At 63.5% G+C, this 26,916-nt stretch carries 19 protein-coding genes and 1 pseudogene; 13 read left to right on the forward strand and 7 right to left on the reverse strand.

Going from position 1 to position 26,916, the window contains the following annotated elements:
• Nucleotides 1–3: 3 nt before the first annotated feature.
• From AC3WQS_RS27410 to AC3WQS_RS27440, 7 genes are all read right to left on the reverse strand, one after another.
• The gene (locus AC3WQS_RS27410; protein ID WP_492712921.1) at nt 4–1,152 is read right to left on the reverse strand and encodes an acyl-CoA dehydrogenase family protein; all 1,149 of its coding nucleotides are present in this window, start codon (nt 1,150–1,152) and stop codon (nt 4–6) included.
• 76 nt (nt 1,153–1,228) lie between these two features.
• Nucleotides 1,229–2,416, reverse strand: coding sequence for a CaiB/BaiF CoA transferase family protein (locus AC3WQS_RS27415; RefSeq protein WP_322742148.1), 1,188 nt, complete (start codon nt 2,414–2,416; stop codon nt 1,229–1,231).
• Entirely contained in the window at nt 2,413–3,732 is a 1,320-nt protein-coding gene (locus tag AC3WQS_RS27420; protein WP_492712920.1) for an MFS transporter, read from the reverse strand. Before AC3WQS_RS27420 ends, AC3WQS_RS27415 begins: the two co-directional genes overlap by 4 nt.
• Nucleotides 3,733–3,771: 39 nt before the next feature.
• Entirely contained in the window at nt 3,772–4,566 is a 795-nt protein-coding gene (locus tag AC3WQS_RS27425; protein ID WP_492712919.1) for an enoyl-CoA hydratase-related protein, read from the reverse strand.
• Between the two features lie 130 nt (nt 4,567–4,696).
• Nucleotides 4,697–5,725 carry a LysR family transcriptional regulator gene (locus AC3WQS_RS27430; protein WP_228118036.1) on the reverse strand — a complete coding sequence of 343 codons (1,029 nt, stop codon included), beginning with the start codon at nt 5,723–5,725 and terminating at the stop codon, nt 4,697–4,699.
• 30 nt (nt 5,726–5,755) lie between these two features.
• A complete protein-coding gene (locus AC3WQS_RS27435; RefSeq protein WP_492712918.1) occupies nt 5,756–6,586 on the reverse strand; it encodes an SDR family oxidoreductase in 831 nt (276 codons plus the stop codon).
• A gap of 421 nt (nt 6,587–7,007) precedes the next feature.
• The gene (locus AC3WQS_RS27440; RefSeq protein WP_194273600.1) at nt 7,008–8,237 is read right to left on the reverse strand and encodes a PucR family transcriptional regulator; all 1,230 of its coding nucleotides are present in this window, start codon (nt 8,235–8,237) and stop codon (nt 7,008–7,010) included.
• Nucleotides 8,238–8,411: 174 nt separating this feature from the next.
• On the opposite strand from AC3WQS_RS27440, the gene AC3WQS_RS27445 reads away from it, so the two are divergent.
• From AC3WQS_RS27445 to AC3WQS_RS27505, 13 genes and pseudogenes are all read left to right on the forward strand, one after another.
• Nucleotides 8,412–9,893, forward strand: coding sequence for a long-chain-fatty-acid--CoA ligase (locus AC3WQS_RS27445; RefSeq protein ID WP_492712917.1), 1,482 nt, complete (start codon nt 8,412–8,414; stop codon nt 9,891–9,893).
• Nucleotides 9,894–10,234: 341 nt separating this feature from the next.
• Nucleotides 10,235–11,656, forward strand: coding sequence for an aldehyde dehydrogenase family protein (locus AC3WQS_RS27450; RefSeq protein ID WP_070797369.1), 1,422 nt, complete (start codon nt 10,235–10,237; stop codon nt 11,654–11,656).
• Between the two features lie 46 nt (nt 11,657–11,702).
• On the forward strand, nt 11,703–13,649 hold the full coding sequence (locus AC3WQS_RS27455) for a GMC family oxidoreductase N-terminal domain-containing protein (RefSeq protein WP_492712963.1): 1,947 nt from the start codon (nt 11,703–11,705) through the stop codon (nt 13,647–13,649).
• A gap of 220 nt (nt 13,650–13,869) precedes the next feature.
• Nucleotides 13,870–14,369: pseudogene (locus AC3WQS_RS27460) on the forward strand (transposase); the annotation flags it as partial.
• Nucleotides 14,370–15,087: 718 nt separating this feature from the next.
• Complete coding sequence (lhgO, locus tag AC3WQS_RS27465; RefSeq protein ID WP_153212108.1) at nt 15,088–16,314, forward strand: L-2-hydroxyglutarate oxidase; 1,227 nt, start codon at nt 15,088–15,090, stop codon at nt 16,312–16,314.
• 131 nt (nt 16,315–16,445) lie between these two features.
• On the forward strand, nt 16,446–17,177 hold the full coding sequence (locus tag AC3WQS_RS27470) for a GntR family transcriptional regulator (protein WP_194273599.1): 732 nt from the start codon (nt 16,446–16,448) through the stop codon (nt 17,175–17,177).
• Between the two features lie 175 nt (nt 17,178–17,352).
• Complete coding sequence (locus AC3WQS_RS27475) at nt 17,353–18,693, forward strand: MFS transporter (protein ID WP_070797374.1); 1,341 nt, start codon at nt 17,353–17,355, stop codon at nt 18,691–18,693.
• A gap of 476 nt (nt 18,694–19,169) precedes the next feature.
• Nucleotides 19,170–20,867, forward strand: a complete 1,698-nt coding sequence (locus AC3WQS_RS27480) for a SulP family inorganic anion transporter (RefSeq protein ID WP_492712916.1) — start codon at nt 19,170–19,172, stop codon at nt 20,865–20,867.
• A gap of 200 nt (nt 20,868–21,067) precedes the next feature.
• Nucleotides 21,068–21,643, forward strand: coding sequence for a GAP family protein (locus tag AC3WQS_RS27485; protein ID WP_492741602.1), 576 nt, complete (start codon nt 21,068–21,070; stop codon nt 21,641–21,643).
• Between the two features lie 247 nt (nt 21,644–21,890).
• Nucleotides 21,891–22,346 carry a DUF6069 family protein gene (locus AC3WQS_RS27490; protein ID WP_492712915.1) on the forward strand — a complete coding sequence of 152 codons (456 nt, stop codon included), beginning with the start codon at nt 21,891–21,893 and terminating at the stop codon, nt 22,344–22,346.
• Nucleotides 22,347–22,457: 111 nt separating this feature from the next.
• The gene (locus tag AC3WQS_RS27495; RefSeq protein WP_492712914.1) at nt 22,458–23,426 is read left to right on the forward strand and encodes a TIGR00341 family protein; all 969 of its coding nucleotides are present in this window, start codon (nt 22,458–22,460) and stop codon (nt 23,424–23,426) included.
• A gap of 373 nt (nt 23,427–23,799) precedes the next feature.
• Complete coding sequence (locus AC3WQS_RS27500; RefSeq protein WP_492712913.1) at nt 23,800–24,999, forward strand: NAD-dependent epimerase/dehydratase family protein; 1,200 nt, start codon at nt 23,800–23,802, stop codon at nt 24,997–24,999.
• Nucleotides 24,992–26,914, forward strand: a complete 1,923-nt coding sequence (locus AC3WQS_RS27505) for a hypothetical protein (RefSeq protein WP_492712912.1) — start codon at nt 24,992–24,994, stop codon at nt 26,912–26,914. The genes AC3WQS_RS27500 and AC3WQS_RS27505 overlap by 8 nt, the downstream gene beginning before the upstream one ends.
• The last annotated feature ends 2 nt before the right edge of the window (nt 26,915–26,916 follow it).

Genomic DNA, 26,916 nt, shown 5'->3' on the forward strand with positions numbered 1-26,916 from the left:
TTCTCAGAGCTTCAACGACTTGGAGATGACGCTGCGCATGACCTCACTGGTGCCACCGAAGATGCGGGAGACGCGTGCATCGGTGTAGAGGCGCGAGATCGGATACTCGCGCATATAGCCGTAGCCGCCGTGCAGTTGCAGACACTTGTCGATGACACGGGACTGCATCTCGGTGCAGAACAGTTTGGCCTTGGCGGCATCGGCGTCGGTGAGGGTCCCGGCGTCGAGCGCAACGATGGCGCGGTCGACCAGCGCCTGCCCGGCCTCGAGATCGGTGGCGCAGTCGGCGAGCACGAACTTGGTGTTCTGGAAATCGGATACCGACTTGCCGAAGACCTTACGGTCCTTGGTGTATTCGATGGCCAGGTTCAGCGCCGCGGTCGCCGTCGCCTGAGCCGTGACGGCGATGGTCAAACGCTCCTGGGGCAGGTTGGCGGTGAGCATCGAGAAGGCCTCGCCCTCGGCACCGAGTAGGTTGGCAGCCGGCACCCGGACGTTGTCGAAGAGCAGTTCCGCGGTGTCTTGTGCCTTGAGACCCATCTTGTCGAGATTGCGGCCTCGCGAGAACCCGTCCATCCCTGCCTCCACGACCAGCAGGGACAGGCCCTTTCTCCGATTCTCGTGTCCCTTCGAGGTTCGGGCGACGACCACGATCAGGTCGGCGTTGATGCCGCCGGTAATGAAGGTCTTGGCGCCGTTCAGGATGAAGTCGTCTCCGTCGCGCACCGCGGTGGTGGCCATGCCGGCCAGGTCCGATCCCGTACCGGGCTCGGTCATTGCAATGGAGCTGACCAGCTCGCCGCTGGCGAAGCCCGGGAACCAGCGCGCCTTCTGCTCGTCGTTGGCTAACTCCAGAAAGTACGGGAGGACCGTGCTCAGGTGGACTTGCAGTCCGCCCAGTGTCGCTGCCGCATAGCCGTTCTCCTCGAGGACGACGGCATTGAACTTGAAGGTGTCCACTCCCCCGCCGCCGTACTCCCCGGGGATCTGCAATCCGTTGATGCCGATTTCGGCGGCCTTGGTGAACAGCTCTCGCGGGACGATGCCGGCTGCCTCCCACTCGGGGATGTTCGGCACGATCTCTTTGCCGATGAATTGCCGGACGGACTCACGAAACGCGTCGTGATCCTCGGTGTAGATGTCCCTGATCATGATCCTTCTCCTGAAACGTGTTCGCGAAAGCGGGGATTCGGCGTCAGTGCCGATCCCTTGAGTGATGTGGAGGTTGTCAGTGGGCGGCGCGGACCACGGCGGCGGCGTCGAGGTCGACGATGTCCTGCGGGGTGTATCCGAGTTCGGTGAGCAGTTCCGCGGTGTGTTGCCCGAGCTCTGGTGCGCCCAGGCCTGTCTGCTCGACCATGCTGCCGAGGCGCCACGGCGACTTGAGCGAGGTGTACGGCGCGCCGTCCGTGCCGGAGACGTCGATGAACAGACCTGATGCCTCCACGTCGGGGTTCTTGCGGACCTCTCCGTAGCTGCTGATCCTGCCGGCCACCACGCCGCGCCGGGCGAGCTGTTCCAGTGCCGTCTCGCGAGTCATCCGGCCGAAGGCCGGGCGCAGTTCCGCCAGGAGCGCTGCGCGGTTCGCTACCCGGGTTTGATTGTCCGAGAAACGCGGGTCGTCGAGCAGGTCCGTTCGGTCGATGAGGCGGCAGAGTGCGGTGAAATGTGGTGGGGAGTAGGCGGAGACGACGATGTCACCGTCGAGGGTGGGCATGATGTCGGCGGCGGGTGCGACGGCGGGCTGGCCGTTTCCGCTGCGTATCGGTTCGGTGCCGGTGATCAGGTATTCGCCCCAGTTCGGGCCCTGTAGGTGCACCGCTACTTCGAGCAGCGACACCTCCACCTCGTCACCGACCCCGAAGCGGAGTCGGCGGATGTAGGCGCCGAGGATGGCTTGCGCGAAGACGTGCGCCGCAGCCGCGTCCACGACCGGGAAGCCGACGCGTTGTGGTTCGCCGTCCGCCTCGCCCGTCACCCACATGATGCCGCTCTCCGCCTGGGCCGCGATGTCGAAGCCGGGCCGCTGCTTGGACGGACCGTGTAGTCCGAAGCCGCTGACCGTCGCGTAGACGATCTCCGGATGGGCAGCGCGGACCGCGTCCGCACCGAGTCCGAGTCGGTCCATCACGCCTGGTCGTAGGTTCTGCACCACGATATCCGCGCTCGCGATCAGCTCGCGGGCGATCTGTAGGCCGCGGGGGTCCTTGAGGTCGAGGGCGATGCCCTTCTTGTCGCGGTTGTAGGTGCGGATGATGGCCTCGCCGTAGATGCCGATGATGCGGCACGCCTCGCCGTCGACGGCTTCGACCTTGATCACCTCGGCGCCGAGGTCTGCCAGGACCTGTGTTGCGGCAGGGGCGGCGATGAACTGACCGAAGTCGACGACCCGGACACCTTCGAGCGGCTTGTTCACTGGGAAACCTCCACCCGGTTGGAAATCTTGACGAGGTCACGCTCGGGGCGGACCAGGAACGTGGCGATGAGTCCACCAACGGTCATGAGCACTCCGGTGATCGCGAAACCCTGCCCGTAACCGGTGGCTTTGTCCGTGGCCTCGCCGACGAAGTAGCCGAGCACCAGCGGCGCGATGACCCCGGCCATGCTGTAGAACGCCACCAGAAGGCCGAGGATCGTGCCGCGCTGCTTCGGGTTGACAAGGTCCCCGACCGCGACGAAGGCCACCGCGTAGGCTGCGGAGTTCATGGAGAAAGCAAGCGTGATCAGGACCATCTGGGCCGGGCCGGCGCTCATCGTCGTGAACAGGTACATCGACAGGCCGGCTGCGATCACGAGCCCGCCGGTCAGGTAGCCGCGGGTGATTCGACGCGAGACGCCATGTGCGGTAAGGCGGTTGGACAGCAGTCCCGCGCCGATTGCGGCTACGGCGGCGACAGCATAGGGCAACGTGATGAGCTTTCCCGCGGTGATGGTGTCGTAGCCAAGGCCGTCGGAGAGGTAGAGCGGCAGCCAGGCGACCTTGAGCGTGGTCGACCAGTACGCGAAGAAGGTCAGGAGCCCGATGCCGATGATGGTGCCGGTGGTCAACAACACTCGGTACGGAGCTTGCGGAGGCAGCGCCTTCTCTGTCTCCGCCGTCGACTCATCGTCCAGGATCTTCTGTTCGGGTGCGTCCTTGCCGAGCAGTCCCCACGCGACCAGCCACACCGCACCTGTCGCGATCAGTACTGCGAACGCCGCATGCCAGGACCAGGTGACGATCACCCAGGTCAGGACGGGCGCGGCAATGAGCGGTCCCATAGAGGCGCCCGCAGTGACGATGCCGGCGGGCAGTGCCCGTTTCTCCGGTGGGAACCACGAGTGCACGACGTGGGTGCACAGCGCGTAGGCGGGCCCCTCGGCGAATCCGAGCACGATGCGGCAGGCCAGCAGCACGCCGAAGCTCACGGGGCTGAGCAGCGGCAGCATAGTCAAGATCCACACCAGCATCACGGCTGCGAGCAGCCAGCGGACGTTGATCTTCGCAGTCAGGGCGCCGACGATAATGGCTCCGGCGGCGAACAACCAGAAGAATGCGCTCTGGAGAAGTCCGAATTGTTGGGGGGTGATTCCGAGGTCCTTCATGATGTGGACGCCGGCGAATCCGAGTACGGCCTTGTCGGCGAAGTTCAAGAGCATGAAAGCCAGTAGCAACAGGGTGACGGTCCATGCCCGTCCCGCTGTGAACGACGTCCCCGTGAGCGTGGGGCGTCGAGGTTTCGTGATGGTCATGGGGTCAACTCCAGGTCTGGATCAGGCATGCGAGAGGAATCATCGGCCGATGAACGCCGGCGGGCGTTTGTCCAGAAAGGCCGATGCCGCCTCCGTGGCGTCCTCGGTGTGGAAGCAGCGGACCATGCGGTCGACCTCGGCGGTGACGTAGTCGCCCAGGGGTGCGGTCTGCGCCTGGATCAGGTTCTGTTTCATCGCACGTATGGCAAGGGGCGCCGTCGCAGCCAGTCCGTCGGCAAGGTCCGCAGCGGCCTTGCCGAGCACATCCGCGGGCACGACAGCACCGACCAGACCGAGTTCCGCGGCTCGGCGAGCATCGAACTTGGCAGGGCGCAGGAACAGTTCCCGGGCCCGTGCTCCCCCGAGTGCCTGCGTGAGGAACCAGATGCCGGCGAGATCGCCGGAGAGCCCGGCGGATAGGAATGCGGTGTTGAATACCGCGGTGTCCGCGGCGATTCGGAAGTCCGTGGCAGCTGCCAGGGACAATCCTGCGCCCGCACAGGCACCGCCGATCGCGGCCACGGTCGGTTGAGGCATCCGGTAGAGCAGCTCCGCCACCTGGGTCGCTGCGCGCAGGCGAGCGGTGTCCCCTTCGATGGAATCGCCACGCAACGAACGATTCTCCGCGGGGGCGGCAAGGTCGGCGCCGACACAGAACGACGAACCCGCGCCGGTGAGGACCACTGCCCGGACTGTGGTGGAGCTTTCCAGTTCGCGGAGCGTGGCGCCGAGTTCGTCACACATTCGAATCGACAGTGCGTTGCGACGTTCGGGATTAACGAGCGTGACCGTGGCAGTTGCGCCGCTGATGGCGCATTGGACGTGGGCTGACATCGAAGACCTCCTATAGGTGTCGGCCAGGTCCCAATCCACTGAGGCGATGGCCTACATCACATTTAAGGTCGAACAACTGACAGCGTCAAAGACAGGAAACTTCCTATATCGACTGCAATTGCCTATCAATCTACGGTGCGGTGCGTGAGCCGTCGCGCCGGAGGGGAGACTGGTCGCGAAAGCCCGCGAGATTGTGGCGTTCCATGGCGGCCACGGTCAGCGCGGCCGCTTCGATCCATGAGTGACCACCGGCCTGGCGGCGTGCGACGGCGCTCTCCCACTGCTGGGCAATCTCTGCGGAGTAGTCGAGAAATTCCACCGCTGCCTCGCTGACTCTGCCCACCCGGTGGACCGCCCCTACTTCCCTCGTGAGGGTCGGCGCGACTTCCTTGACCACTGCGCCCCGCTGGTGCGCTTCGAGCGCCATCCGAAGCGGCAGAATTGCCGCCCCGGCCCCCGAAACAACCATGGGCAGCACGGCGCCGCGCTGCGGAACCTCCACTACCACGTGCGGTTCGATGCCTCTGCCGCGGAGCGCCTGCTCGATGTAATCGCGGCTGGCGGTGCGTCGTTCACCCATCACCAGCGGGATCCCGGCCAGCATTTCGAGTGGGACGGTATCGGGCAGCTCGGATTCTGTTCCGGGGGGCAGGACAAGCACGAAATTCTGTGTCACCAGTCGTCTTCCGAAGAACTCGTGCTGCGACTGCGGCAGCGTGGTGACGCCGAGTTCGCAGGCCCCGGAATGCACCAACTCCAGAACCCCTGCGACGTCGTCACGTTCCTCGACCCGGAGCCGCATGTCCGGGTGGCGGACACGAAACCGTGCGACCCACACCGACAGCGGATCCGTCGACATGTCCGCGAGAGCGGCAATGTCAATCCGTCCCCGCTTGACCTCCCGAACCTCACGCACCGCCGCCTGGGCTGCTTCCATATCCCGCAGAACCTGCCTGGCCGGTCCGACCAACGCCTCCCCGGCCGGTGCGATCACCAGCCCTCGGCCAACGCGGTGGAAGAGTTGCGTCTTCAGTTCGCTTTCGAGCTTGCGGATTGACTGCGAGAGCGACGGCTGCGCCACGTGCAGCGCTACCGCAGCCCGGTTGATGCCACCGTTGTCCACAACCGCGAGAAAATACTCCATCTGCCGCACATCCATGTTGGCAAGGTAGCGCACCCACGCACCTGGTCAGTCCAAGAAGATGTCCACTTCGAGGTCCGACAGGCCGGGAGTCACCGCATAGCGTCCGAAATCGGTAACCCCGGCTTCCCTCAGGACGTCCTGGTCGATCGCTGTGTGGCCGGTGTACTCACGAGCTGGTCGGTTCAGCATCTCGTAGGCGGCATCGGCCACGATCTCGACTGTTCGACCGCGGTCTGCGCGGGTTTGGCCACCGAGCAGATTCTGGACGGCGGCAGTGGCGATCAGGGTCCGGGGCCACAGCGCATTGGACGCGATCCCGTCCGGCCGGAGTTCTTCGGCCAATCCCAGTGCACCCAAAGACATCCCGTACTTGGAGAGCATGTAGCCAACGTGCTTACCCAACCAATGCGGTGCCAGGTTCACCGGTGGTGAGAGAGTCAGAATGTGCGGGTTCGACGCCCGACGGAGATGTGGAATGCAGGCACGCGAGAGGGAAAACGTCCCCCTCACGTTGATATCCTGCATCAGATCGTAGCGTTTCATATCCAGGGCTTCAGTCCTGGATATGTCGATGGCACTTGCATTGTTCACACAGATGTCGATGCCCCCGAACTCGGCGACGGCCTTGGCTACTGCTGCGGCCACATCGCCGTCGTTGCGGACATCGCCCACCACCGGCAGTGCCTGACCGCCTGCCGCCTCGATCTCACGCGCCGCGGTGAAAACGGTTCCCTCCAACTTGGGATGGGGTTCTGCAGTTTTCGCCAGCAGTGCAATCTTCGCTCCGTCTCGGGCGGCACGAAGCGCGATACCCAGACCGATCCCGCGACTGCCACCGGATATCATCAACGTCTTGCCGGAAAGGTTCGTAGTCACTGAAGTCTCCTTCGAATTGGGACTCCCATCACATCGTCTCGTCGACCGGAAAACCATGACGCAACTCGACTCGAAGGCATAGGGAGATACGATCAATCACCTGGACCACTCGACATGCGGACGATTTGTGGAACGGTGTGGGTTCCCAAGGCTGGCCCGAGTGACAGTGTCGCGGTCCCGTGGATCGCCGTCTGAATCGGTGAAACTCCGAAAGCTCGCACCTCACGCCACGGCGTGCCCGCAACGGCGATTGTTTCAGCATTTTCCTGTCGACAGCGCCAGATCCCTGTTGGCCGCCACCGAACGGATGCCCGAATTCGTGCCGCTGCGGGGGCTACTAGTCCTCCTCGCCGCACTTCAGCGGTATGTGACCCGTCGCCTTTCCGGCCGAAGGCTATCCACGGTCAGCTGTGAGGCCGTATTACGCAAAGGCTGAGACGATGTGTAGCGCGACCTCGAGGTACATCCGACGGTGCTCCACGGGGCGGCCGAGGAGTTCTTCGGCATGACGGATACGGTAGCGCACGGTGTTGGGGTGGATGTTGAGTAGTTCGCCGGTGATGTGCGCGTTGCCGGCATGAGACAGGTACAGCCGGAGGGTCTCGCGCAGCCGTCGTGTGCCCTCGTCGTCAGCGGTGAGTGCGCCGAGTTCGCGTCGAACGAGCTTGTTCATGCCCTCCTCGTCTCTCAGTCCTGCTGCCAGACAGGCGAGTTCGACGTCCCCGTACCGCATGATAGCGGGGCTCGGAATGCGGCGCAGGGCAACGGTCTGCGCCGCAAGTGCCTCGTGGTGACTTTCTCGGAAGCCGCGAACCCCCGAACCGCAGGTGCCCAGTGCGATATGCACGGTGCTCGGCAGTGCTGAGAACACATCTTCGGGCAGTTGGGGCGGATGTCCGGTGGTGGCGGCCCAACACCACAAGGCGCGGGTGCCGCTGCCGACTGCGAGTGGGCTGCGGTCGCTGATGGCTGTTCCTACGGTGTTTGCGGCAGCGTCGAGATGTCGCTGCACTTCGGCATCCGGTGCGTCGGCATCGCCCCAGAGGACGAATGCGGTATGCATCTGATTCAGCGGGTACGAAAGCGAGATGCTGGCCATGTCGGTGTCGAGCGATCGTCCGGAGAGGATGGCGTGCACGGTCTCGACCCGACGTGCGAGCGACCCACGTTGCCACTGCTCACGTTCGGTGGTGAAGGCCAGGATCAGGGCTTCGATCGAAGAGTCGAGCCAGTGCGAGACGCGGGTCCAGAACTGCATCAATACCGCCGAGCGCACATCGGCGTCCGGCACCTGGGTGTCGAGGGTCGCGGTGAGGTAGTCCCACACTGCCCGTTGCGCAACCCGATACACCGTCAGCAGCACGGTCAGGTCGAAACCGCGCCGCGCCAGAGTGCGGGCGAGGTCAACAGCCTCGGGTGCCAGTTGCACCTCGAACGTGTCGCGGGCCACGATCGCCAGGAAACCCCGCCAGTGGGCGCGTGTGCTTGCGTGCAGTTCGGTGCGCAGTGTCGGGTCCGCCGCCAGTGGGGGCAGCGACTCGAATATCCGGCCGTCGACGAGCTCGACCAGCTGGTCGAGTACCGCGCGGTCCTCGGAGGCACGGGCGAACTGTTCCAGCCATCGGATTGCCTTCGGCGACTCGGTACCCATGAACCCCTCCATACTTCGTTTGTTCCCGCGAACAGTATGGCCGAACTTTGTTGTCGAACGGACCCAAGAATATGACTACAGTCACCCTGCATCCTCGAAGTGGTTTGTTTCACATAGTGAACGGCACCGTGGCACGCCACCTGCGCCACCCACCTCGAGTACTTGGAGTCGACGATGAATCTGGCTGACAATTTGACCGCGACGGTCAGCGCGCACCCCGACCGGGTCGCGATCAGATTCGACGACGTCGCCTTGACCTACGCCGACTTCGACTGTGCGACGAAGCACGTCGCGGGTCTGCTGCAGCGTCGTGGTGTACAGATCGGGGATCGTGTTGCGCTGATGGCACCGAACGTCCCGCACTGGGCGATCGTCTACTACGGCATCCTTCGGGCGGGTGCGGTCGCGGTGCCGATGAATCCTCTCCTCAAGTCACGTGAGGTGGCCTACTACCTATCCGACTCCGGTGCGGCACTGCTCTTTGCGTGGCATGACCTTGGAGATCAGGTGTTGGCGGGAGCCGAGGTCGCCGATGCCGACGTCGTGCTGATCGACCCGGCCGAGTTCGGCGGTGAACTCGCGGCCTGTCTCCCGGTCGAAGACGTCGTCGACCGCGCCGCGAACGACACTGCCGTGCTGCTCTACACCTCGGGAACGACGGGTTCGCCGAAAGGCGCCGAGCTTACGCACGAGAATCTGACCCGCAATGTCGAGATCTGCGCGCACGAGTTGTTCGACTCCGATTGCGATGACGTCATTTTCGGCGGGCTGCCGTTGTTTCATGTGTTCGGACAGACGTGCGGACTCAATGTCGCGATCGCAGTCGGCGCGACACTGACCCTGCTGGCTCGGTTCGATCCAGCCAAGGCACTCGAGATCGTGCAGCGCGACAAGGTCACGATCCTTCAGGGCGTGCCCACGATGTACACGACAATGCTGAACCATCCCGACCGCGACGAGTACGCAGTCTCCAGCCTCCGATTATGTGTTTCCGGCGGCGCAGCACTGCCACTCGAGGTCTTGACCGGGTTCGAGAAAGTGTTCGGAGCCGCCATCCTCGAGGGCTACGGATTGTCTGAAACATCGCCGGTCGCAACCTTCAACCGGGCTGACCGGCGTCGAGCGGGATCGATCGGCACGCCGATACCTGGAGTGGAGTTTCGGATCGTCGACGAGGCGGGGGCGAACGTCCCTGCTGGCGACGTCGGAGAAATCGCGATCCGCGGACACAACGTAATGAAGGGCTACTGGGGCAGACCGGACGCTACCGAGGAGGCAGTGAAGGACGGCTGGTTTCACACCGGCGATCTGGCGCGAGAAGACGACGACGGATACTTCTTCATCGTCGACCGCAAGAAGGACATGATCATCCGCGGTGGCTACAACGTGTATCCCCGCGAGATCGAGGAAGTCGCCTACGAACATCCGGCCGTCGCCGAGGTCGCCGTCATCGGTGTCCCGCATGCCCAGTGGGGTGAGGAGATCTACGCGGTGGTTGCCCTGAAGCCCGAATCGACCGCAACCGAAGTCGACATTTTCCGTTTCATCAAGGACCGCGTCGCCGCGTACAGGTATCCGCGGATCGTGCGGGTGATCGGTGCACTGCCGAAGGGACCGACCGGAAAGATCCTCAAACGCGAAATCCGTGTGGAATAACGCTCTTCGCGGCGACAGCAATGTTCGCGGATGCGCCGTCCGCTCAGTGAAACGGCACAGCACCAGCCATCACACACTCCCTTTGGCTGCCCAGCACCTGTCGTCCGACTGCGAGCCCCACACAGCGCAACATGTTGTCGGTCAACAACTCTCGATTTTAATCCGCATTGGCTCTCCGTCCACCTCGACCGCGGGCCAGACGCTGACCATCACTTGCGTCAGCTCCAGCGCACCGTTCTTACGCCCACACGCCAACGCCTCTCGGCGAGAGCGATAAGGACACTGCAGGTCACCGAATCGTGACCAGCAGATCACAACCATTTCCGACACAGGAGAATTCGATGATCGAACGCACCGCCCACTACATCGGAGGCCAATGGCAGCCGTCGATCGGCACCGAGACCATACCGGTGGTCAATGCCTCCACCGAACAAATCATGGGCTCGATTCCGGCTGGCAACGCTGAGGACGCCGACATTGCTGTCCGCGCCGCTCGCGCGGCGTTCGAATCGTGGTCAACGACCTCGCCGGCCCAGCGTGCCGGATATCTGAAGCTGGCCGCCGAACAGCTCCAGCTGCGACAGAGCGAGATCGCGTCGCTAGTGAGCCAGGAAGTCGGGATGCCGTTCGCCTACAGCAACGTGGTCCAGGTCGGTCTGCCGGTGCAGTCCCTTGTCTCGATCGCCGACCTCGCGCTGTCATTCCAGTTCGAAAAGAAGGTGTACAACTCGTTGGTTGTCCGAGAACCGGTCGGCGTCGTCGTCGCGATCACCCCGTGGAACTACCCACTGCACCAGATCGTCGCCAAGGTTGCACCAGCTCTGGCCGCAGGGTGCACCATCGTGCTCAAGCCGAGCGAAGTAGCGCCGCTCAACGCCTACATTCTCGCCGAGGTCTTCGAGGCGATCGGCCTACCACCAGGGGTGTTCAACCTGGTCACGGGGACAGGAACCGGTGTCGGTGAGACCTTGGTCGCACACCCCGAGGTCGACATGGTCTCGCTCACCGGATCGACCGCCGCCGGGCGCCGGATCGGCGCGGTGGCCGCGGACACGATCAAACGTGTCTCGTTGGAGCTGGGCGGAAAGTCACCGCTGCTCGTGCTCGACGACGCCGACATCACTGCGGCCGTCAGCCACGGACTCTCAGCGTGTTACCTCAATTCCGGTCAAACGTGCATCGCACTCACCCGAATGATCGTCCCGCGATCAAAGCTCGCTGAGGTCGAAGCGATCGCGAAAGTCGGTGCCGACTCGCTCGTCGTTGGTGATCCGTTCGACCCTGCTACTGTCCTCGGGCCGCTGGTGTCGTCCACCCAACGCGACCGTGTCGTCACTTACATCGAACAGGCCATCGCCGACGGCGCTCGCCTCGTCGCCGGTGGGCCGACCCCTCCCGAGGGTTTGGAGACCGGTTTTTTCGTCCGGCCGACCGTGTTTTCCGACGTCACTCCCGACATGGCGATTGTCCGCGAGGAAGTCTTCGGGCCCGTGCTGGTCATCCAGCCATACGACACCGAAGCAGAAGCGATCACACTTGCCAACGATTCGATCTTCGGCTTGAACGCCGGAGTCTTCTCCGGCGACGAACAACGCGCGATCTCCGTCGCACGTCGGATCCGGGCAGGCCAAGTCCAGATCAACGACGGTGCGTTCAACATCCACGCACCATTCGGCGGCTACCGCCAATCCGGCAACGGCCGCGAATTCGGCACGTGGGGCCTCGAGGAATTCCTCGAAACCAAATCACTGCAACTTCCCTGAAACTTATTCCTTCCCCTAATTTTTCAGAAAGGTGACCACCGTGTCCATGGAATTCAGCGCGGGCCAGCGCAAGACATTGACCGCGATCGTCGACACCTTCGTCGCCGCCGTCCCTCGCGACGACGATCCGGCCGGGTTCTACGCCACGAAAGGCAGCGACGTCGGCGCCGACCTCGCGACCGAGCAATATCTTCTCACTCACCTTCCACCCGAGCAGTTCGCGGGCCTGCGGCAACTGCTCGACACAGCCGCACTCGTCGGGCTCAAGAACCAACCTCAGCCGGTGCGCGAAGCGATCGTCGGCAACCTCGCCCGGATCTCTGCAGAAACACAGAGCGCCGTCGCAGCGCTGTATCAACTATCGGTGATGTTCGCGTACGGACTGTCAGACGCCGCGGGCAACAATCCGCTATGGACCGGAATGGGGTACCCGGGCCCGGCGCAGACTCCCCCGCCTTCGCCGAAAACCCTGTCGGTGATCACCCCGAGCGGTGACACCACCCTCGACGCGGACGTCGTCATCGTCGGGTCCGGCAGCGGCGGCGGCGTCGCCGCAGCCGTACTCGCCGCAGCCGGTAGACGCGTCATCGTGCTCGAGGCCGGCGGCTACCGCAACGAATCGGACTTCGTGCAAACCGAACTCGCCGCCTACCAAAATTTGTTCCTGCGCGGAGGCTTCTTCCCGACCGCTGACGGCATGGTCAGTCTCGCTGCGGGCTCGACCGTCGGCGGCGGCAGTACCGTGAACTGGTCCAACTCCCTGCAGACCCCTGCCACAGTGCGCTCGCAGTGGGCCGACGAATTCGGCCTCACCGACGTGGCCGACCCCTCGTTCGACGACCACCTCGCTGCGGTATCCGAGCGCATCGGCTGCAATGACGAGGTCGCCACTCAGAACGAACCACACAAACGGCTCTCTGATGCCGCCGCCGCTCTGGGCTACTCGTACAAGGTAGCCACACTCAACATCGACCCCGAAAAATACGATCCAACTCTGGCCGGCTACAGCGGTATGGGCGATCAGACCGGCGCGAAACAGGGCACCATGCGGACCTTCCTGCAGGACGCCTCCGACGCAGGCGCCGAACTCCTCCCCAACACCCACGCTGAACGCATCCGCACCCTCAACGGCACCGCAGCCGGCGTTGACGCCGTCTACACCGACCCCCAGACCCAGCAATCGCACCGCGTCGTCATCAACGCGCCGTCGGTGGTCTCGGCCGCCGGCAGCCTGGAAACCCCAGCGCTGCTTCTGCGTTCAGGGATCGGCGGCCCCGCAGTCGGCACCTCACTGCGACTGCATCCCGCGAGCCTCGTCACCGGTATCTACGACCAGCCACAGGACCCATGGTTCGGGCCGGCCATGGCCGGGATCGTGGACGAGTTCGCCGAGGCCACCGACGGGTACGGCTACATCATCGAAGGTGTGCAACACCTGCCCGGCCTGTTCACCACGGTCGTTCCCTGGAAAAACGGTGCTCAGCACAAAGAACTGACCCACAAGTACCGCCACCGCGCCGATTGGGTGTTCATCGTCAAGGACCGCGGCACCGGCAGCGTCACCATCGACAACAACGGCCACGCAACACATCGGTACCCATTCACCGACGAACTCGACCGCCGCCACTTCCGCGAGGGCGCCGAGACCCTGATCCGCATGCAGGAAGCCGCTGGAGCCCAACAGATATTCCTGGCCGGCCAGCCATTCGCACCCTGGTCCCGCGGCGAGGACCTCGAGGCCTTCATCGACAAGGTGCACCAGATCCCGATCGGACCGGGCGGAACCCCCGTCTTCAGCGCCCACCAGATGTGCAGCGCAAAACTGGGCACCGATCCACACACCTCGGTCGCCAACCCCACCGGTGAACTCCACGACACCCCAGGAGTATGGATCGCTGACGCCAGCGGCATGCCCACCTGCTCTGGTGTCAATCCGATGATTTCCGTCATGGCCCTCGCCCGACGCACCGCGACCAACATGCTCGACAAATAGTGATCTCATCCCAGGTAGGGGTGGCTCCGACGCCAACACTCAGCACCACGCACTCCTACGAAGCAACCTTCGTGTGATTTATCGGCGCGACGCCCACCACACCACGTGGTTTTCGTACCATCTCCGTATAGTTGCTCGGGACAGCTTCTTACTCGGCGTTTCGGGCCGAGCGCTGAGTGAACGGCCAGCGAGGGAGGTGCCGTTATGACGACGCTGGAAGATGCGGGCGGACAGGACGACCGAGCCCTCCGCTGACGCTGCTGCGGCGGCGGCCGAGCTGGTCAGGTTGGCGAACGAACATGGACTGTTGTTGAGCGGGCCGGACGGTTTGCTCAACAACAGTTCACCAAAACCGGCCTTGAAACCGCGTCGCCCGAGGAGATGACCCGAACACCTCGGGCACGACAAGAACCAGGCGCAGCCGGATCGAGACTCTACGAACATTCGTAACGAACCAGATCGATAACGGTATTGACCAAGGGCCCGCGGCCACGTCCCGATCGAAGTCCCGAGAGACCGGAAGGGACGTTCGAACCGCAGATCGCCAGTGAAGCGCCAACGGCGATTGAACGGTGTCGATGAGAACGTGTTGTCGTTGTACGCCAAGGCCCAACGACCGACGAGATCAGCGCTCACTTCGCCGAAATTTACGGCGCCTCGGTCTCGACAGAGACGATTTCGCGGATCACTGACAAGGCGATCGAGGAGATGCAGGACTGGGCTGATCACGGCCGTAGCCATGCGGTCGTCCTCCTCCTGGTGGGTGATTCGTAAGTGCTATTGTCGGCGAGTGCGCCGTGCGTGCCTGTCCGAGAGATTGCAGCGTCTACCGGTCAGGGTATTTTGCGCGTTGTGGGCTGCTGTGCCGGTGCGTTCTCGTAGACGGCGGCGAGGGTTGGCGATCATTGTTGGGCTGCATCATATTTCGGCGCCAATGTCTTCCCAGCCGGCTGCGTGGTAATGCAGTTGCCCGGCATCGTGTTCGCCCTCGTTCATCCCTGGTCCTCACCGTACCCTGAGGGCGTGCGGAGTTGACGAGCTGCGACAAAGTAGTGGACCCGCCGCGAAATACCCGACAACGAGGTAGAGCTCCGCGAGTAGATCGCCACCCTACAGAAGACCGGCCAGGCGCTGCGAGACGCACGTAACCGCTACCGTCGCACCAGCGAACCGTTTGATGGCGCGTTGCACCTGACCATCGAGAACGACAACCTACGCCGCGACGCACGCCACCGACCGTCCCGCCGCCTACGGGTTCCGGTCATCCGCGCGATCGCCTCGAACCCGGAACGTCGTAACCACGCATAGGAGTGGGAGACGATTACAGAGGAGTTGCATGTAACATGCAATTCATCAACAATATGCATGTGATGCGGGTCTCGATTGGGGGCTGCATCGGCCGACATCATGTTCTAGACCACGGAAAGAAGCACCCACTATGACAAAGATCAGAGCCGCGGTGGTCGGCGGAGGCATCGTTGGACTTGCGGTGGCACGCCAGCTACTCATCGAAGTGCCGAACGCCGAAGTCGTCGTGTTCGAGAAGGAAGATCTCGTCGCTTCTCACCAGACGGGCCACAACAGCGGCGTTGTGCATGCCGGTCTCTACTACGAGCCGGGCAGTTTGAAAGCTCGACTGTGTCGGCGCGGTGTGGGACTGCTCGCAAAGTATGCAGCAGACAAGGGCGTCCCCTACGAAGAATGCGGCAAGATCGTCGTCGCTCAGAACATGGCCGAGCTAGATCGACTGCACACCATCCATGCTCGAGCGCAAGCCAACGGCGTCCCGGACATTCGGATGATCGACGCTAAAGAGATTGCCGAGATCGAACCGCACGCCCGCGGGGTGGCGGCATTGCACTCGCCGCACACGGCAATCGTCGACTACGTCGGCATCGGAAAGGCCCTCGCTGCCGATATCGTGACCGCTGGGGGCACAGTGCTACTCGGACACGAGGTTACGTCCATCACCCCCGAAACCGCCCTTGCCGGCCGAACCCGCCAGGTCGCGGTCACCACCCGCGCGGGCACCGAGCGTTTCGATCTCGTCATCACGTGCGCCGGCCTGCAGTCCGATCGAGTAGCCACGACGGCCGGCGACACCATCTTCCCGAAGATCGTTCCCTTCTTCGGGGACTACTTTTTGCTCTCGCCTGAGAAGGCGTCCTGGGTCAACGGCCTGATCTACCCAGTTCCCGACCCCAAGTACCCCTTCCTGGGCGTGCACCTGACGAAGCGGTTCGACGGAGCAATCATGCTCGGACCGAACGCTTTCCTGTCCCTGGGCCGCGAGGCCTACCGGCCACGCGACTACTCGTTCCGCGATATCGCCGACGCCATCGGCTTCGGTGGGTTCTGGCGTTTCGCCTCCCAGAACCTACCGGCCGCGGCTCGCGAGTCTCGGACGGTACTTAGCACTCGATCCTTCGTTAACGAAGCCTGCAAGTACGTCCCCGGAATCACGATGGCGGATGTACACCGCGGTCCTCGCGGAATCCGAGCCCAGGCAATGAACAGCGATGGCAGCCTTGAGGACGACTTCGTCATCAGCGGCAACGACCGCGTGGTCCACGTACGCAACGCCCCGTCTCCGGGAGCAACGTCATCGCTGGCAATCGCGGAACATGTGGTGCAGGAAGCGCTGGATCGAGCGGGCCTGTCATGACGGGCTCCGACGCGAGCGTCGTGCACGGCGCGTCCTCTTCAACCCGGCGACCCCTCTGCCAGCCTGTCTGGATAGGGGCCCCACGGACCGCTGCTGCATGCTACATACCGGCTGCGGTGGATAATCGGGGCATGGAGCCTGTGACGACCGCCCAAACGTTGACCGATCAAATCGCTCTGCGTTTGCGTTCGGCCATCCTGTCCGGTGAACTCGTCCCCGGCCTGCAATACAGTGCCAGCGGTCTCGCCGAGCAGTTCGGCGTCTCACGCACGCCAGTTCGAGAAGCTCTTCTCGAACTGGCCCGCGCGGGAATGCTCAGAATCGACAAGAACCGCGGTGTTCGAATCATCCCGACAGCACTGGATGAAGTGGTCGAGTGCTTCCAGGTCCGCCTGATGCTCGAATCACCCGCCGCAGCGCGGGCCGCGGAGGTCGTCGACGACATCTCCTTTCAAGAGGTCCAGGCCCGATTCGACGACATGCAGAAGGCGGCGGATCTCAACGACGCCGACGCCACCCTGCGAGCTGACCGCGACTTTCATCTGGCACTTCTTGCCTTGGCCGGCAACAAAAAACTCGTGAGTGTGCTTGCGGATCTGCGTAACCTCGTCCTCACCCGAGGTATCGCCACGGCACCCAACGCGCGCAGCTGCCAGGAACTAGTGGATGACCATCGCGACATTCTCGAGGCAGTGCGAATGAAGGACCCTGTCAGGGCCGGCGAAGCAATGCGACGCCACATCCTCAACACCGCCACTTTGCTGATTCGGCGGGAGGCTCAGGATCATCCGGAGGTAGACCCCAGCGATCTCGAAGCCAAGCTGGCTTCGTTCGGAACCACCCTCTCGACCCTGCGCGAGTAGCGCCGGGTCCATCGCCTCCTCGCATGCATGGAGGCTTACGCCGCCGTCTGTCCAGCGCGACGGCCGCGCAGTCCACTTCAACCGTTGGACCCAACCCGCCCAGGCATTTTCATCCTGAGTGATCAATGCCACCCTGCGTTGCATGCAACATGCAACTTGGAAGGACTTTCACAGCATGTCTCACACCAAGCTCGAGGATCCGACCGAGCACGCCCCTCTGTCCGAGGACGCCATCCGCCGCCGTGTTGGTGCTGCGACGATCATCGGCTCGGCATTGGAGTGGTACGACTTCTACCTCTACGCCGCGATGGCCGCACTGGTCTTCGGGGACATCTTCTTCGCGCAGTCGGCCTCGGCGTCGGGAACGATGGCAGCCTTCGCTACCTTCGCGGTCGGTTTCATCGCCCGCCCCTTCGGGGGCATTCTCTTCGGTCACCTTGGCGACCGTATCGGGCGCAAGAAGGTCATGGTGATCACCTTTGCGCTGATGGGGGTGTCGACCGGGCTAATCGGTCTGCTGCCCGACTACTCGCAGATCGGGATGCTCGCCCCGATCATGCTGGTGATCTTTCGTGTGTTCCAGGGGCTCGGCTCGGGCGCGGAATACAGTAGCGCTGCCGTCGTAGCCTACGAACACGCGACAGCTGAACGCCGCGGACGCCAGGGCGCATGGCCCGCCCTCGGGCTCAACATCGGCCTGCTCGCCTCGTCCCTGACGGTCGCCGCCCTCACTACATTGCCCGAGGACGTGCTTCTAGGATGGGCCTGGAGGATCCCGTTCATCGCCAGCTTCGCGCTCGTCGGCGTCGGCATGTGGGTCCGAGGTCGGGTACCGGAGACTGAGGAATTCGAGGAACTCGCCAAGAAGCGTGCCAGCGAAACCACGGCGACGAAGACTCAGATTCCCTTCATCCAACTCATTCGCACTGACTGGCGCGGTCTTCTCGTCGTGATGAGCCTCGCGTTGGGCTATAACGCGCTGAGCTACATCTTCAAGACCTTCTCCCTGGCCTATCTGACCAAGTTCCGTGATGTCGCCGCGAACGTCGGTGCCATCGGTATCACTATCGCCAGTGCTGTTGCCATTGTCACCGTGCCACTGTTCGGGCGCGCCTCCGACAAATACGGCAGCCGCAAGGTGATCCTGGCAGGCTCCCTCGCTTCAGCCTTGTTCGCCTTTCCCTTTTTCGCGTTCATGCACGCCGGCACCGTCGGCATCATCCTTGGTCTCGTGATCGCGACCGGCATCCTCGCCCCCGCAATGTTCGCTCCCCAAGGGGCGTTCCTCAGCAAGCAGTTCGCGGCGAGTGTGCGAGTCAGTGGCGTCGGAACAGGCCGCGAGTTCGGCGGGGCGATCTCGGGCGGACTCGCACCTCTCGCTGCGCTCGCCATTGTCGGCGCCAGCGCCACCCACGCAACGTGGGGGGTATCCCTGATCCTTCTCGTAGGTGCGGTTCTCGTCGGATTGGCAGGGCTTCTCGACCAGGGCAAGCGCCACAGCCACGACCGAAACTGATCGAGTCCGCTGCGGCGAGTTTGTGACGACACGGTACATACGCGGCAATGAACTCGTCAGCCGGCAGGGCTCACCAGAGAGAATCTCTCGGTGCGCACAGAGCACATGCAGCCAAAACTGAAAATACGATCGCGGACTCGCTGCGGTCGACGACTCGTCGGCCAGACCGTTAGCCACACATCGTGGCGCCAACTCGCGTCGGCATTGGTCTTTTTAGCCAGTCCAACCATCGTTCCTTCGAGGCAACCGGCAACAGCAGTGATTGCGCCGTAAGAGACGGGGTGATAAGCAGTCGAAAGGCTGACGGGCCATACAGACGACTTCACAGAGTCGTCTTTCGTTCATCCCCGTATTCGATCGTTTCACTTGTCGCTTTCACCCGGGCTGGATGAGGTGAGAGGGCGGCTGGGTGGTCGACGATGAGATCACGGATTACCTGCCGGGTGAAGGGCGCGAGACATGCATGTCGGGAAGCGATGAGCGGGATTCTGGGCCGGTTACGTGCGTTGCTGCCGCGTGAACGGATGACTCGGTCCGACGTGATCGCGGGACTACCTGGCGCGATCGGCAGCGTGCCTGACGGTATGGCTTCGGGCGTGCTGGCTGGAGTGAGCCCGTTGCACGGTCTGTACGCGAGCATGGCCGGCCGGGTGTTCGGCGGCCTGTCGACGAGTACGCGGTTGATGGTGGTCACCACGACGAGTGCATCGGCTTTGGCTGCCGGGTCGGCGTTGACGGATGTCGCGGACGAGGATCGGTCCGCGGCTCTGGTGATGCTCACTCTGATCGCCGGCGGTGTGATGATGCTGGCTGCGGTTCTACGGCTGGGGCGGTACACACGCTTCGTCTCGCATTCGGTGATGACCGGGTTTCTTCTCGGTGTCGCGGCAAATATCGCCTTCGGTCAGATCCCCGCATTGGTGGGGGTGGACGCGGAAGGTGGGTCCGCCATCGCCAAAGCTGTGGACGTGTTCACTCACCTGGGCCAGGTCGATTGGCGGTCCGCGGTGGTCGGTGTCAGCGCGTTGGCGCTGATGTGGGTGCTGGCGCGGACCCGGTTGCAGTTGTACGCGTCCTTGGGTGCGCTGGTGGTGCCGACCGTGCTGGTGGTGGCGTTGGGATGGGATTCGGTGAGCCGGGTTTCCGATGTGGCGACCATTCCTTCCGGTTTCCCTATTCCGGGTCTTCCCGATCCGACGGTGCTGAGTCCTTCTCTGATCAGTGGCGGGTTGACGGTGGCAGTCATCGTGCTCGTTCAAGGGGCCGGGGTCGCCGAGTCCGCTCCGAATCCGGACGGAACTCACTCCTCCGCAAACCGGGACTTCACTGCACAAGGCGTCGGTAACGTCGCCGCCTCGATGTTTCACGGAATGCCGGTCGGAGGCTCGGTCGGCCAGACTGCGCTCAATCGCACAGCAGGTGCGCAAACCCGCTGGGCGGCGATCTGGTCGGGCCTGTGGCTACTGGTCGTGCTCGCTGCCTTCGCCGGACTGGTCGGACAGGTACCCATGCCGACCCTCGCGGCTGTGCTGATCGTGGCGGCGATCGGATCGCTGGATCCGGCCAGGGTCTCGGCGATCTGGAGCAGCGGATACACCTCGCGGATCGTGTTCGCCACCACGCTGGTGGCGACACTACTGCTGCCCGTCACCGCTGCAGTAGGGATCGGGGTTGCACTCTCGCTGCTGCTGCAAATCAACCAGGAGGCCATCGACCTCAAGGTAGTCCGTCTGCGAGTCGAGGGCGATCGACTGGTCGAGGTGATCGCTCCGAGACGGCTCCCCGACAACGAGATCGTGATCCTCGATGTGTACGGGAGCCTCTTCTACGCGGGAGCACGGACACTGCAGGCGCGGCTGCCGGATCCGGGCGGCGCGACGGCGCCGGTGGTTGTGCTGCGTCTGCGGGGGCGCACGACGGTGAGCGCAACGTTTTTCACCGTGGTCGCCGACTACGCCCGGCGCCTCGACGCGGTCGGCGGTCAGTTGCATCTGAGCGGCATCGACCCGCGCATCCGCGACCTCTGGACGGACGAGCTCCTCGCCGCGCACGGGGTGAGCATCGAATTTCACCCCGCCACCGCCACCATCGGCGAATCGACACTTGCCGCGTACGCCGAGGCGAGGATCCGGGCCCGCGACAGCGGCGGCGAACTCGGCGGTGAAGGCCGATGAAACCCACTTTCCGGATGCGCCGGGTGCACGATCAGATTGCACCGCGACCCGACATCACCGCGCAGCCAAGGCGACAAGGCTGACAGACGAACAGCCAGACTCACGCACTGAGAGGCGACCATGGGTGAACTGTTGGCGCAGTTGTTGCCGGAAATGATCGGTTTGATCCTCACCCCCGGGGCGATACTCGGGGCATTCTGCTGCTTCGCTCGCAGCGCCCCGCGGCCAGTGCGGGCGCATTCGGTGCAGGGTTCTGCCTGGTATACGTGTTCATCGCAGTATCAGCGCTGCTCGGCGGCGCCTCGGAGCCCGATGCCACCGCGCCCGAAGTCTCACACGGCGCGGGTTTGGTCGTGGGACTGCTCTTCCTGATTGCCGCTGTGTGGCTTTCCGTTCGGCCCCGACGGCAACGCTCCGAGCGCCCCACAGTGTTACGTGAACTCGAAACAGCGGGGCCGCGGCGTGCCTTCGCCATCGGGGTGGTGCTCGGGGTCGTGAACCCGAATTTGTTCATCATGATGTCCGGCCTGAGCATCATCGCCAGCTCACCCGTCGGAGTTGTCAACGCCCTGCTGGCTTCGCTCTTGCTGCTGCTCTCCGCTTCGCTGGACTTCCTGATCCCGATCGGAGCGTTCCTCGCCGCCGGCGAGCGTGCCCGCATTGCACTCGATACTGCTGAGGCGTGGATGCTCGGTCACACCCGAATCCTGACCCTGGCGATGTTGTACTGCTTCGGCGCGCAGTTCACGGTCCGAGGAATCACGAACCTTATCTGAACGCGTGATCGGTCCCGGAGCTGCACTTGCCGATCGTCGCTTCCAAATCCTGGTTAGCGGGCCGATCAATGCTTATCTCCGTGCCATCTTCCGGCTCCGCGGGAGTGCCGTCGAGCACCGATCGGCCCGTGCGGCTGACACAGCGGGGTGCCCGGATTTCACCCACGAAGGATGAAAGCGACCTGCCTCGAACGGGTTACGGTGACCGAACGCGAGAATGCCCAGCAGTTGGTGAAGGAGTCATTCGATGAGCCAGATCCCACCCAGCAGTCCGGCTGCCCCAACTGTCGACTCGAAACGACTCTGGGCCGGCGGAGTTGCCACGGCGCTGGTCGCGGCGTTGACTGCCGTCGTCGGATTACTGATCGTCCGTGGTCTTCTCGATACCCCGGTCATCACACCTGCAACCGGGATAGGTAATTCGCAGGCTGGTGCACTTGCTCTCGGAGCCGCCATCACGGCGTTGATTGCGACCGCGCTGCTGCATGTCTTGATGATCTCGACCCCTCGCGCATCGAACTTTTTCGGTTGGATCGGCGTGCTCGCTACGATCGCTGCCGCGCTGTGGCCGTTCGTCAACACCGCCACACTGGCCTCGAAAATCGGCAGTGCCGCAATCTACTTCGCCATCGGCATCGCGATCGTCACCTTACTGACCGGTGTCGCCGCGTCGGCGCGAACTTCGGCCCAGAACCGCGTGTAAGGGAGGCGGACCTTCGATATCTGAGGACCGCCAGCGCAGTCAGACAACGCAGCACGGTGCCCAGCTGAGCCGAACGGGACAGGTTCATCCGCAGCCAACGGTGGAGGTTCTATGTATGCAGTAGTGCCCGAGCAGCAAAGGCGGTCGTTGGCGGAACTGGACGAGCGGCTCAACCTGTCGGCAGGTGACCGAGAAGCCAAGCGGTCGGCGTTCTGGGTGATGCTGACATTGTCGGCGGTGATCGCTGTGGCGGGTGTGGTGGGCGATTCGACCGCCACGGTGATCGGCGCCATGATCGTCGCACCGCTGTCGACGCCCATTCTCGGGGTCGGTCTGGGCGTCACCACCGGTAACGGTCGGTTGGTCGGGCAAAGTTTGCTCTACGTGCTCGCTGGAATCTGCCTCGTTGTCGCACTCGGTGCACTGTTCGCGCAGGTGGTTCCGAACCCGACCAGTGTGCTGACCAATTCTCAGGTTCTCGGACGTACCTCACCTCGGTTGATGGATTTAGCAGCGGCGCTGGCCACCGGATTGGCCGGCGCCATCGCGATCGCACGCAAGGACGTCGGGGACGTTCTCCCCGGCGTCGCGATCGCCATTTCCCTGGTCCCACCATTGGCTGTGGTCGGGGTATGCCTGGGATCGGGTGCCCCAGCCCTGGCGGTGGGAGCCTTCGTGTTGTTCGCCTCGAACGTCGTCGCCATGGTGATCACCGCGACCGTGGTGTTCATCGCGGCCGGATATGCCAGGGATGCCGGACTGGTAACCAGATCGCGGCGCCGGGCGTATGCGGTGCTGGCTGTGGTGCTGATCGTAGTGACCGTTCCGATGCTCCTGAACTCCTTGACATCGTTGTGGGCTCGGCAGATCGCAGTCGCGGCGGACGAGTGGCTCGCCGAAACCCCAGGTGCCTCGGTCACCGATGTCACCTGGCAAGGACATACCGCCACCATCACGGTTCTCGGACCACAAACCCTTCCACCGCTCGACGAGCTCGAACGATCGATCGACGCATTGGTCCCCTGGAACCCGGATATCCAGGTCGTGCACACGGTTGGTACCCGGATCGGTACCAAATGATCTCGCCGGTGGTCGGCCGCGCCGGACGGACGGCATGTCCGCACCGTGTCCGAGGACCGGAATCCGCACCAGCGCCGAAGTCGTCGGCTCATGTCAGGGTCTGTACCGTCGCCCTCTCCAGCGAACAACCCGATTCGAAGTGCGTTTCGGTCCAGCACTATTCACAGCATCTCGTTGCATCGTTCGAAGTCTGGAAGGTCGAACGGCCGATGATCTCGCGAACTTCGGGTTCGGTGGTACCGAAAAGCCACTCGACCCGCGCCGTGCCCGGCATGTCCGGTTTGGATGCGACTCATACCGCCCTACCTGCGGCAATAGGTGGATCCGGCAGCGCACCACCGGCCGCGAATTCCTTCGAGGCAAGGAGTAAACCATGCGCATACTGATCCTCGGCGGCGACGGCTTCTGCGGATGGCCGAGCGCGCTTCATCTTTCGGCGCACGGACATCAGGTGACAATCGCCGACAGTTTTGTTCGTCGCCGCATCGACGACGACCTCGGCGTGCAGTCACTGACCCCCATTTCCTCACTCGCCGAACGTGTATCAGCGTGGGAGGAGGTGACCGGACGCGAGATCGACGTTGCCGAATTCGATCTCGCCCACGACTACGATGCCCTCACCGACTTGCTCACGGTACTCCGGCCGGAGGTGATCGTGCATTTCGCGGAACAGCGTGCTGCTCCGTATTCGATGAAATCACCCGCCCTCAAGCGCTACACCGTCGACAACAATCTCAACGCAACGCACAACCTGCTGGCCGCCGTGGTTCAGACCGGCCTCGACGCTCATGTGGTGCATCTCGGGACGATGGGGGTCTACGGCTACGAGTCGGTGCCGGTAGATCTGCCCGAAGGCTATCTGACCGTGAGCTATCCCGACCGAGACGGTCATCTACACACACGGGACATCCTGTATCCCACCTCACCGGGGAGTGTGTATCACCTGACGAAGTCGTTGGACCAGTTGCTGTTTCAGTTCTACGCCCGCAACGACGGTGTGCGGATTACCGATCTACATCAGGGCATCGTCTGGGGCACCCAGACGGACGAGACAGCGCTCGATTCCCGTTTGATCAACCGTTTCGACTACGACGGCGACTTCGGGACCGTTTTGAACCGGTTTCTGGTGCAGGCGGCTGTCGGTCATCCCTTGACCGTGCACGGGACCGGAGGGCAGACCCGGGCGTTCATCAACATCCGTGACACCGTGCGGTGCATACGATTGGCTGCCGAATCCGGCGCCGACGTTCAAGGCCGAGTGCGGGTGATGAATCAGGTGACCGAAACACACCGGGTCTCCGATCTTGCCCATCTCGTCGCGCAGACGGTCGGCGCTCAGATCAGTGCCGTGTCCAACCCCCGGGCGGAAGCCGACGAAAACCAGCTCAGCGCGCGCAACGATCACCTGCTCGGTCTCGGTCTCGAGCCGACCCGGTTGGCCTCGGGCCTGTTGCACGAGTCGGTGGAGATCGCCCAGAAATACGCTGCCCGGGTCGACGTGAGCCGCATCCCGTGCACGTCGTATTGGAACAGAGACCGACGCACCTCGGCACAGGAGCACGCGCATGAGTGATGACACTGATCCCGAAGACAGTGGTCGCAGCCGCGGCGATGATCACGCCGAGGAGTCGACGCCGCCGCGCGCGGAGTATTTTTCCGGCGAACGTGGACGTACCGTCCCTCGGTCCGCGTGGTGGATTCTGGCAGGCGCGCTGGTTGTACTGCTGGTGTTCGTCGTGGTGCGGCCCGCGTGGTTCACCCGTGATGTCGACGACACCACTCTCGACGTGCCGGCCGACCGTCACTACGTCAAGTCGCTGGCGGGGGCAGGTTTCGGCGACGGGGTCTGGCTCACCGACGATTCTCCGTCGACAAGTTTCGACGTCACGTTCCCGGCGGATTCCGCACGTGAGCAGACTCGGCTACAGCTGACGGGGACGACGCAGGTGGCCCGTGACAGTGTCGTTTTCCTGATCGTGCGGATGGATGGTCAGCAGGTCTACAAGAGTGAACTGGCCGAAGGCCAGAATGCACTCGACGTCCTGGTCGACGTTCCGGAGGAGTTGTCGAGCGATGGGAACCTCCGCGTGCAAGTGCAAGTTCAGGGAACCCTGGACAACCGAACCTGCACCCCTGATCATTCCGCCGGCATGCAGGTTCACCTCGATCCGGCCAGTGTCGTCGAAGCAGCCCTGACCGAGCGAGTCCACACCGTCCGGGATGCGGTCGTCTCCTGGGATCGTGATCTGACCATCGTACTCGCCGACACGGGAATCGAATGGCGCACCGCCGCAGCGCAACTGGGCATCGCACTGACGCGAGCCGGTTACCTGGTGACGTACTCGGATACTCTGCCGGACTCCGGCGCGGAGAATGCCGTGATCGTCGGTCCCGGCGATGCGGTGACCGGGCTCGGATGGTCCGCCCCCGAAGGACCGGACGAGGCCATAGCCCTCGGAACGGTCGAGGGCTCGCCGGTCGTGGCGATCACCCAACCGAACGGTGATCTCATTTCCCGGTTTCTGACCAGCCCGGTGGTGTCCACGTCCGATTCCGATCGCAGCGACCCACAGGCGCTACGCACGGCGCCAATCACCGGCAACGAAGTTCCCGTGGACTCACTCGGCGCCGACACCACGGCCGTGCAGATCACCGACAACCATCGCTGGCGGATCGGATACTCCCTCGCCGATCTGCCAGGTGGCCGTCTTCCGCAATCGATCCGGGTCGTCATGCAGCTTCCCGCATCCCCGGACGATCTCACCTGGATCCTCAATGTTCAGCTCAACGGCCAACTCATCGAGAGTCGCCGACTCGACCGCACGACATCGGCCCTCGCAGAGATCCCCCTCCCGGCAACAGCACAACTTCTCGAGAACACGTTGACGCTGACCGTCCAACGCGACCGCAATCTCGGCGGCTGCGATGTGCGGGAAACGACCTACCCGATCGAACTCGAAGCGAGTTCTGCTCTTGTTCTCGGAGACGACCCCGGTGCCGGATTCACCTCCGTGCCTCGGACCTTGGCGCCCGGGTTCGCCGTCTACGTCCCCGACGCTGACGCAGCGAGCGCTGTCAACGAACTCAACGCCACCGTCCAATCACTGGCGAGTTTCGTTCCTGCACACTATGTTCCCCAATTCCTGTGGGGTGCTGCGCCCGAAGCAGGTAGGCCGTTCGTGCTGATCGGACAAAGCCCTGAGGTCACAACACCGGTCCGCATCGACGACGGCCGTCTCCTGGCAGGAGCACCGAGTCCAACGCTTGATCTGTCCTCGTTCAGTGACGGAATGATCATAGAAACCGCCACCAGTGCAAGCGGCGCCGGCGGACTCGTCCTCGACTACGCCGGAGCACCCGGACAGATCCCGTTGCCGACATTCGGCACCGAATCCGCGCGTGTGGTCACCTCGCAGGGCAGCTTCGTCGTCAACGGGGACGGCACCATCGCGCCCGCGAGCCCACCACGTGCGAACGCACCCCGATGATC

It is taken from the genome of Rhodococcus sp. FW305-130, from assembly GCF_058788335.1.

Coding starts and splice junctions, on each gene's coding strand:
- AC3WQS_RS27470 (WP_194273599.1), top strand. CDS start 16,446: ATGGAGCCTGTGACGACCGCCCAAACGTTGACCGATCAAATCGCTCTG.
- AC3WQS_RS27495 (WP_492712914.1), top strand. CDS start 22,458: ATGTATGCAGTAGTGCCCGAGCAGCAAAGGCGGTCGTTGGCGGAACTG.
- AC3WQS_RS27505 (WP_492712912.1), top strand. CDS start 24,992: ATGAGTGATGACACTGATCCCGAAGACAGTGGTCGCAGCCGCGGCGAT.
- AC3WQS_RS27450 (WP_070797369.1), top strand. CDS start 10,235: ATGATCGAACGCACCGCCCACTACATCGGAGGCCAATGGCAGCCGTCG.
- AC3WQS_RS27445 (WP_492712917.1), top strand. CDS start 8,412: ATGAATCTGGCTGACAATTTGACCGCGACGGTCAGCGCGCACCCCGAC.
- AC3WQS_RS27500 (WP_492712913.1), top strand. CDS start 23,800: ATGCGCATACTGATCCTCGGCGGCGACGGCTTCTGCGGATGGCCGAGC.
- AC3WQS_RS27455 (WP_492712963.1), top strand. CDS start 11,703: ATGGAATTCAGCGCGGGCCAGCGCAAGACATTGACCGCGATCGTCGAC.
- AC3WQS_RS27490 (WP_492712915.1), top strand. CDS start 21,891: ATGAGCCAGATCCCACCCAGCAGTCCGGCTGCCCCAACTGTCGACTCG.
- AC3WQS_RS27410 (WP_492712921.1), bottom strand. CDS start 1,152: ATGATCAGGGACATCTACACCGAGGATCACGACGCGTTTCGTGAGTCC.
- AC3WQS_RS27425 (WP_492712919.1), bottom strand. CDS start 4,566: ATGTCAGCCCACGTCCAATGCGCCATCAGCGGCGCAACTGCCACGGTC.
- AC3WQS_RS27430 (WP_228118036.1), bottom strand. CDS start 5,725: ATGGATGTGCGGCAGATGGAGTATTTTCTCGCGGTTGTGGACAACGGT.
- AC3WQS_RS27475 (WP_070797374.1), top strand. CDS start 17,353: ATGTCTCACACCAAGCTCGAGGATCCGACCGAGCACGCCCCTCTGTCC.
- lhgO (WP_153212108.1), top strand. CDS start 15,088: ATGACAAAGATCAGAGCCGCGGTGGTCGGCGGAGGCATCGTTGGACTT.
- AC3WQS_RS27480 (WP_492712916.1), top strand. CDS start 19,170: ATGAGCGGGATTCTGGGCCGGTTACGTGCGTTGCTGCCGCGTGAACGG.
- AC3WQS_RS27420 (WP_492712920.1), bottom strand. CDS start 3,732: ATGACCATCACGAAACCTCGACGCCCCACGCTCACGGGGACGTCGTTC.
- AC3WQS_RS27440 (WP_194273600.1), bottom strand. CDS start 8,237: ATGGGTACCGAGTCGCCGAAGGCAATCCGATGGCTGGAACAGTTCGCC.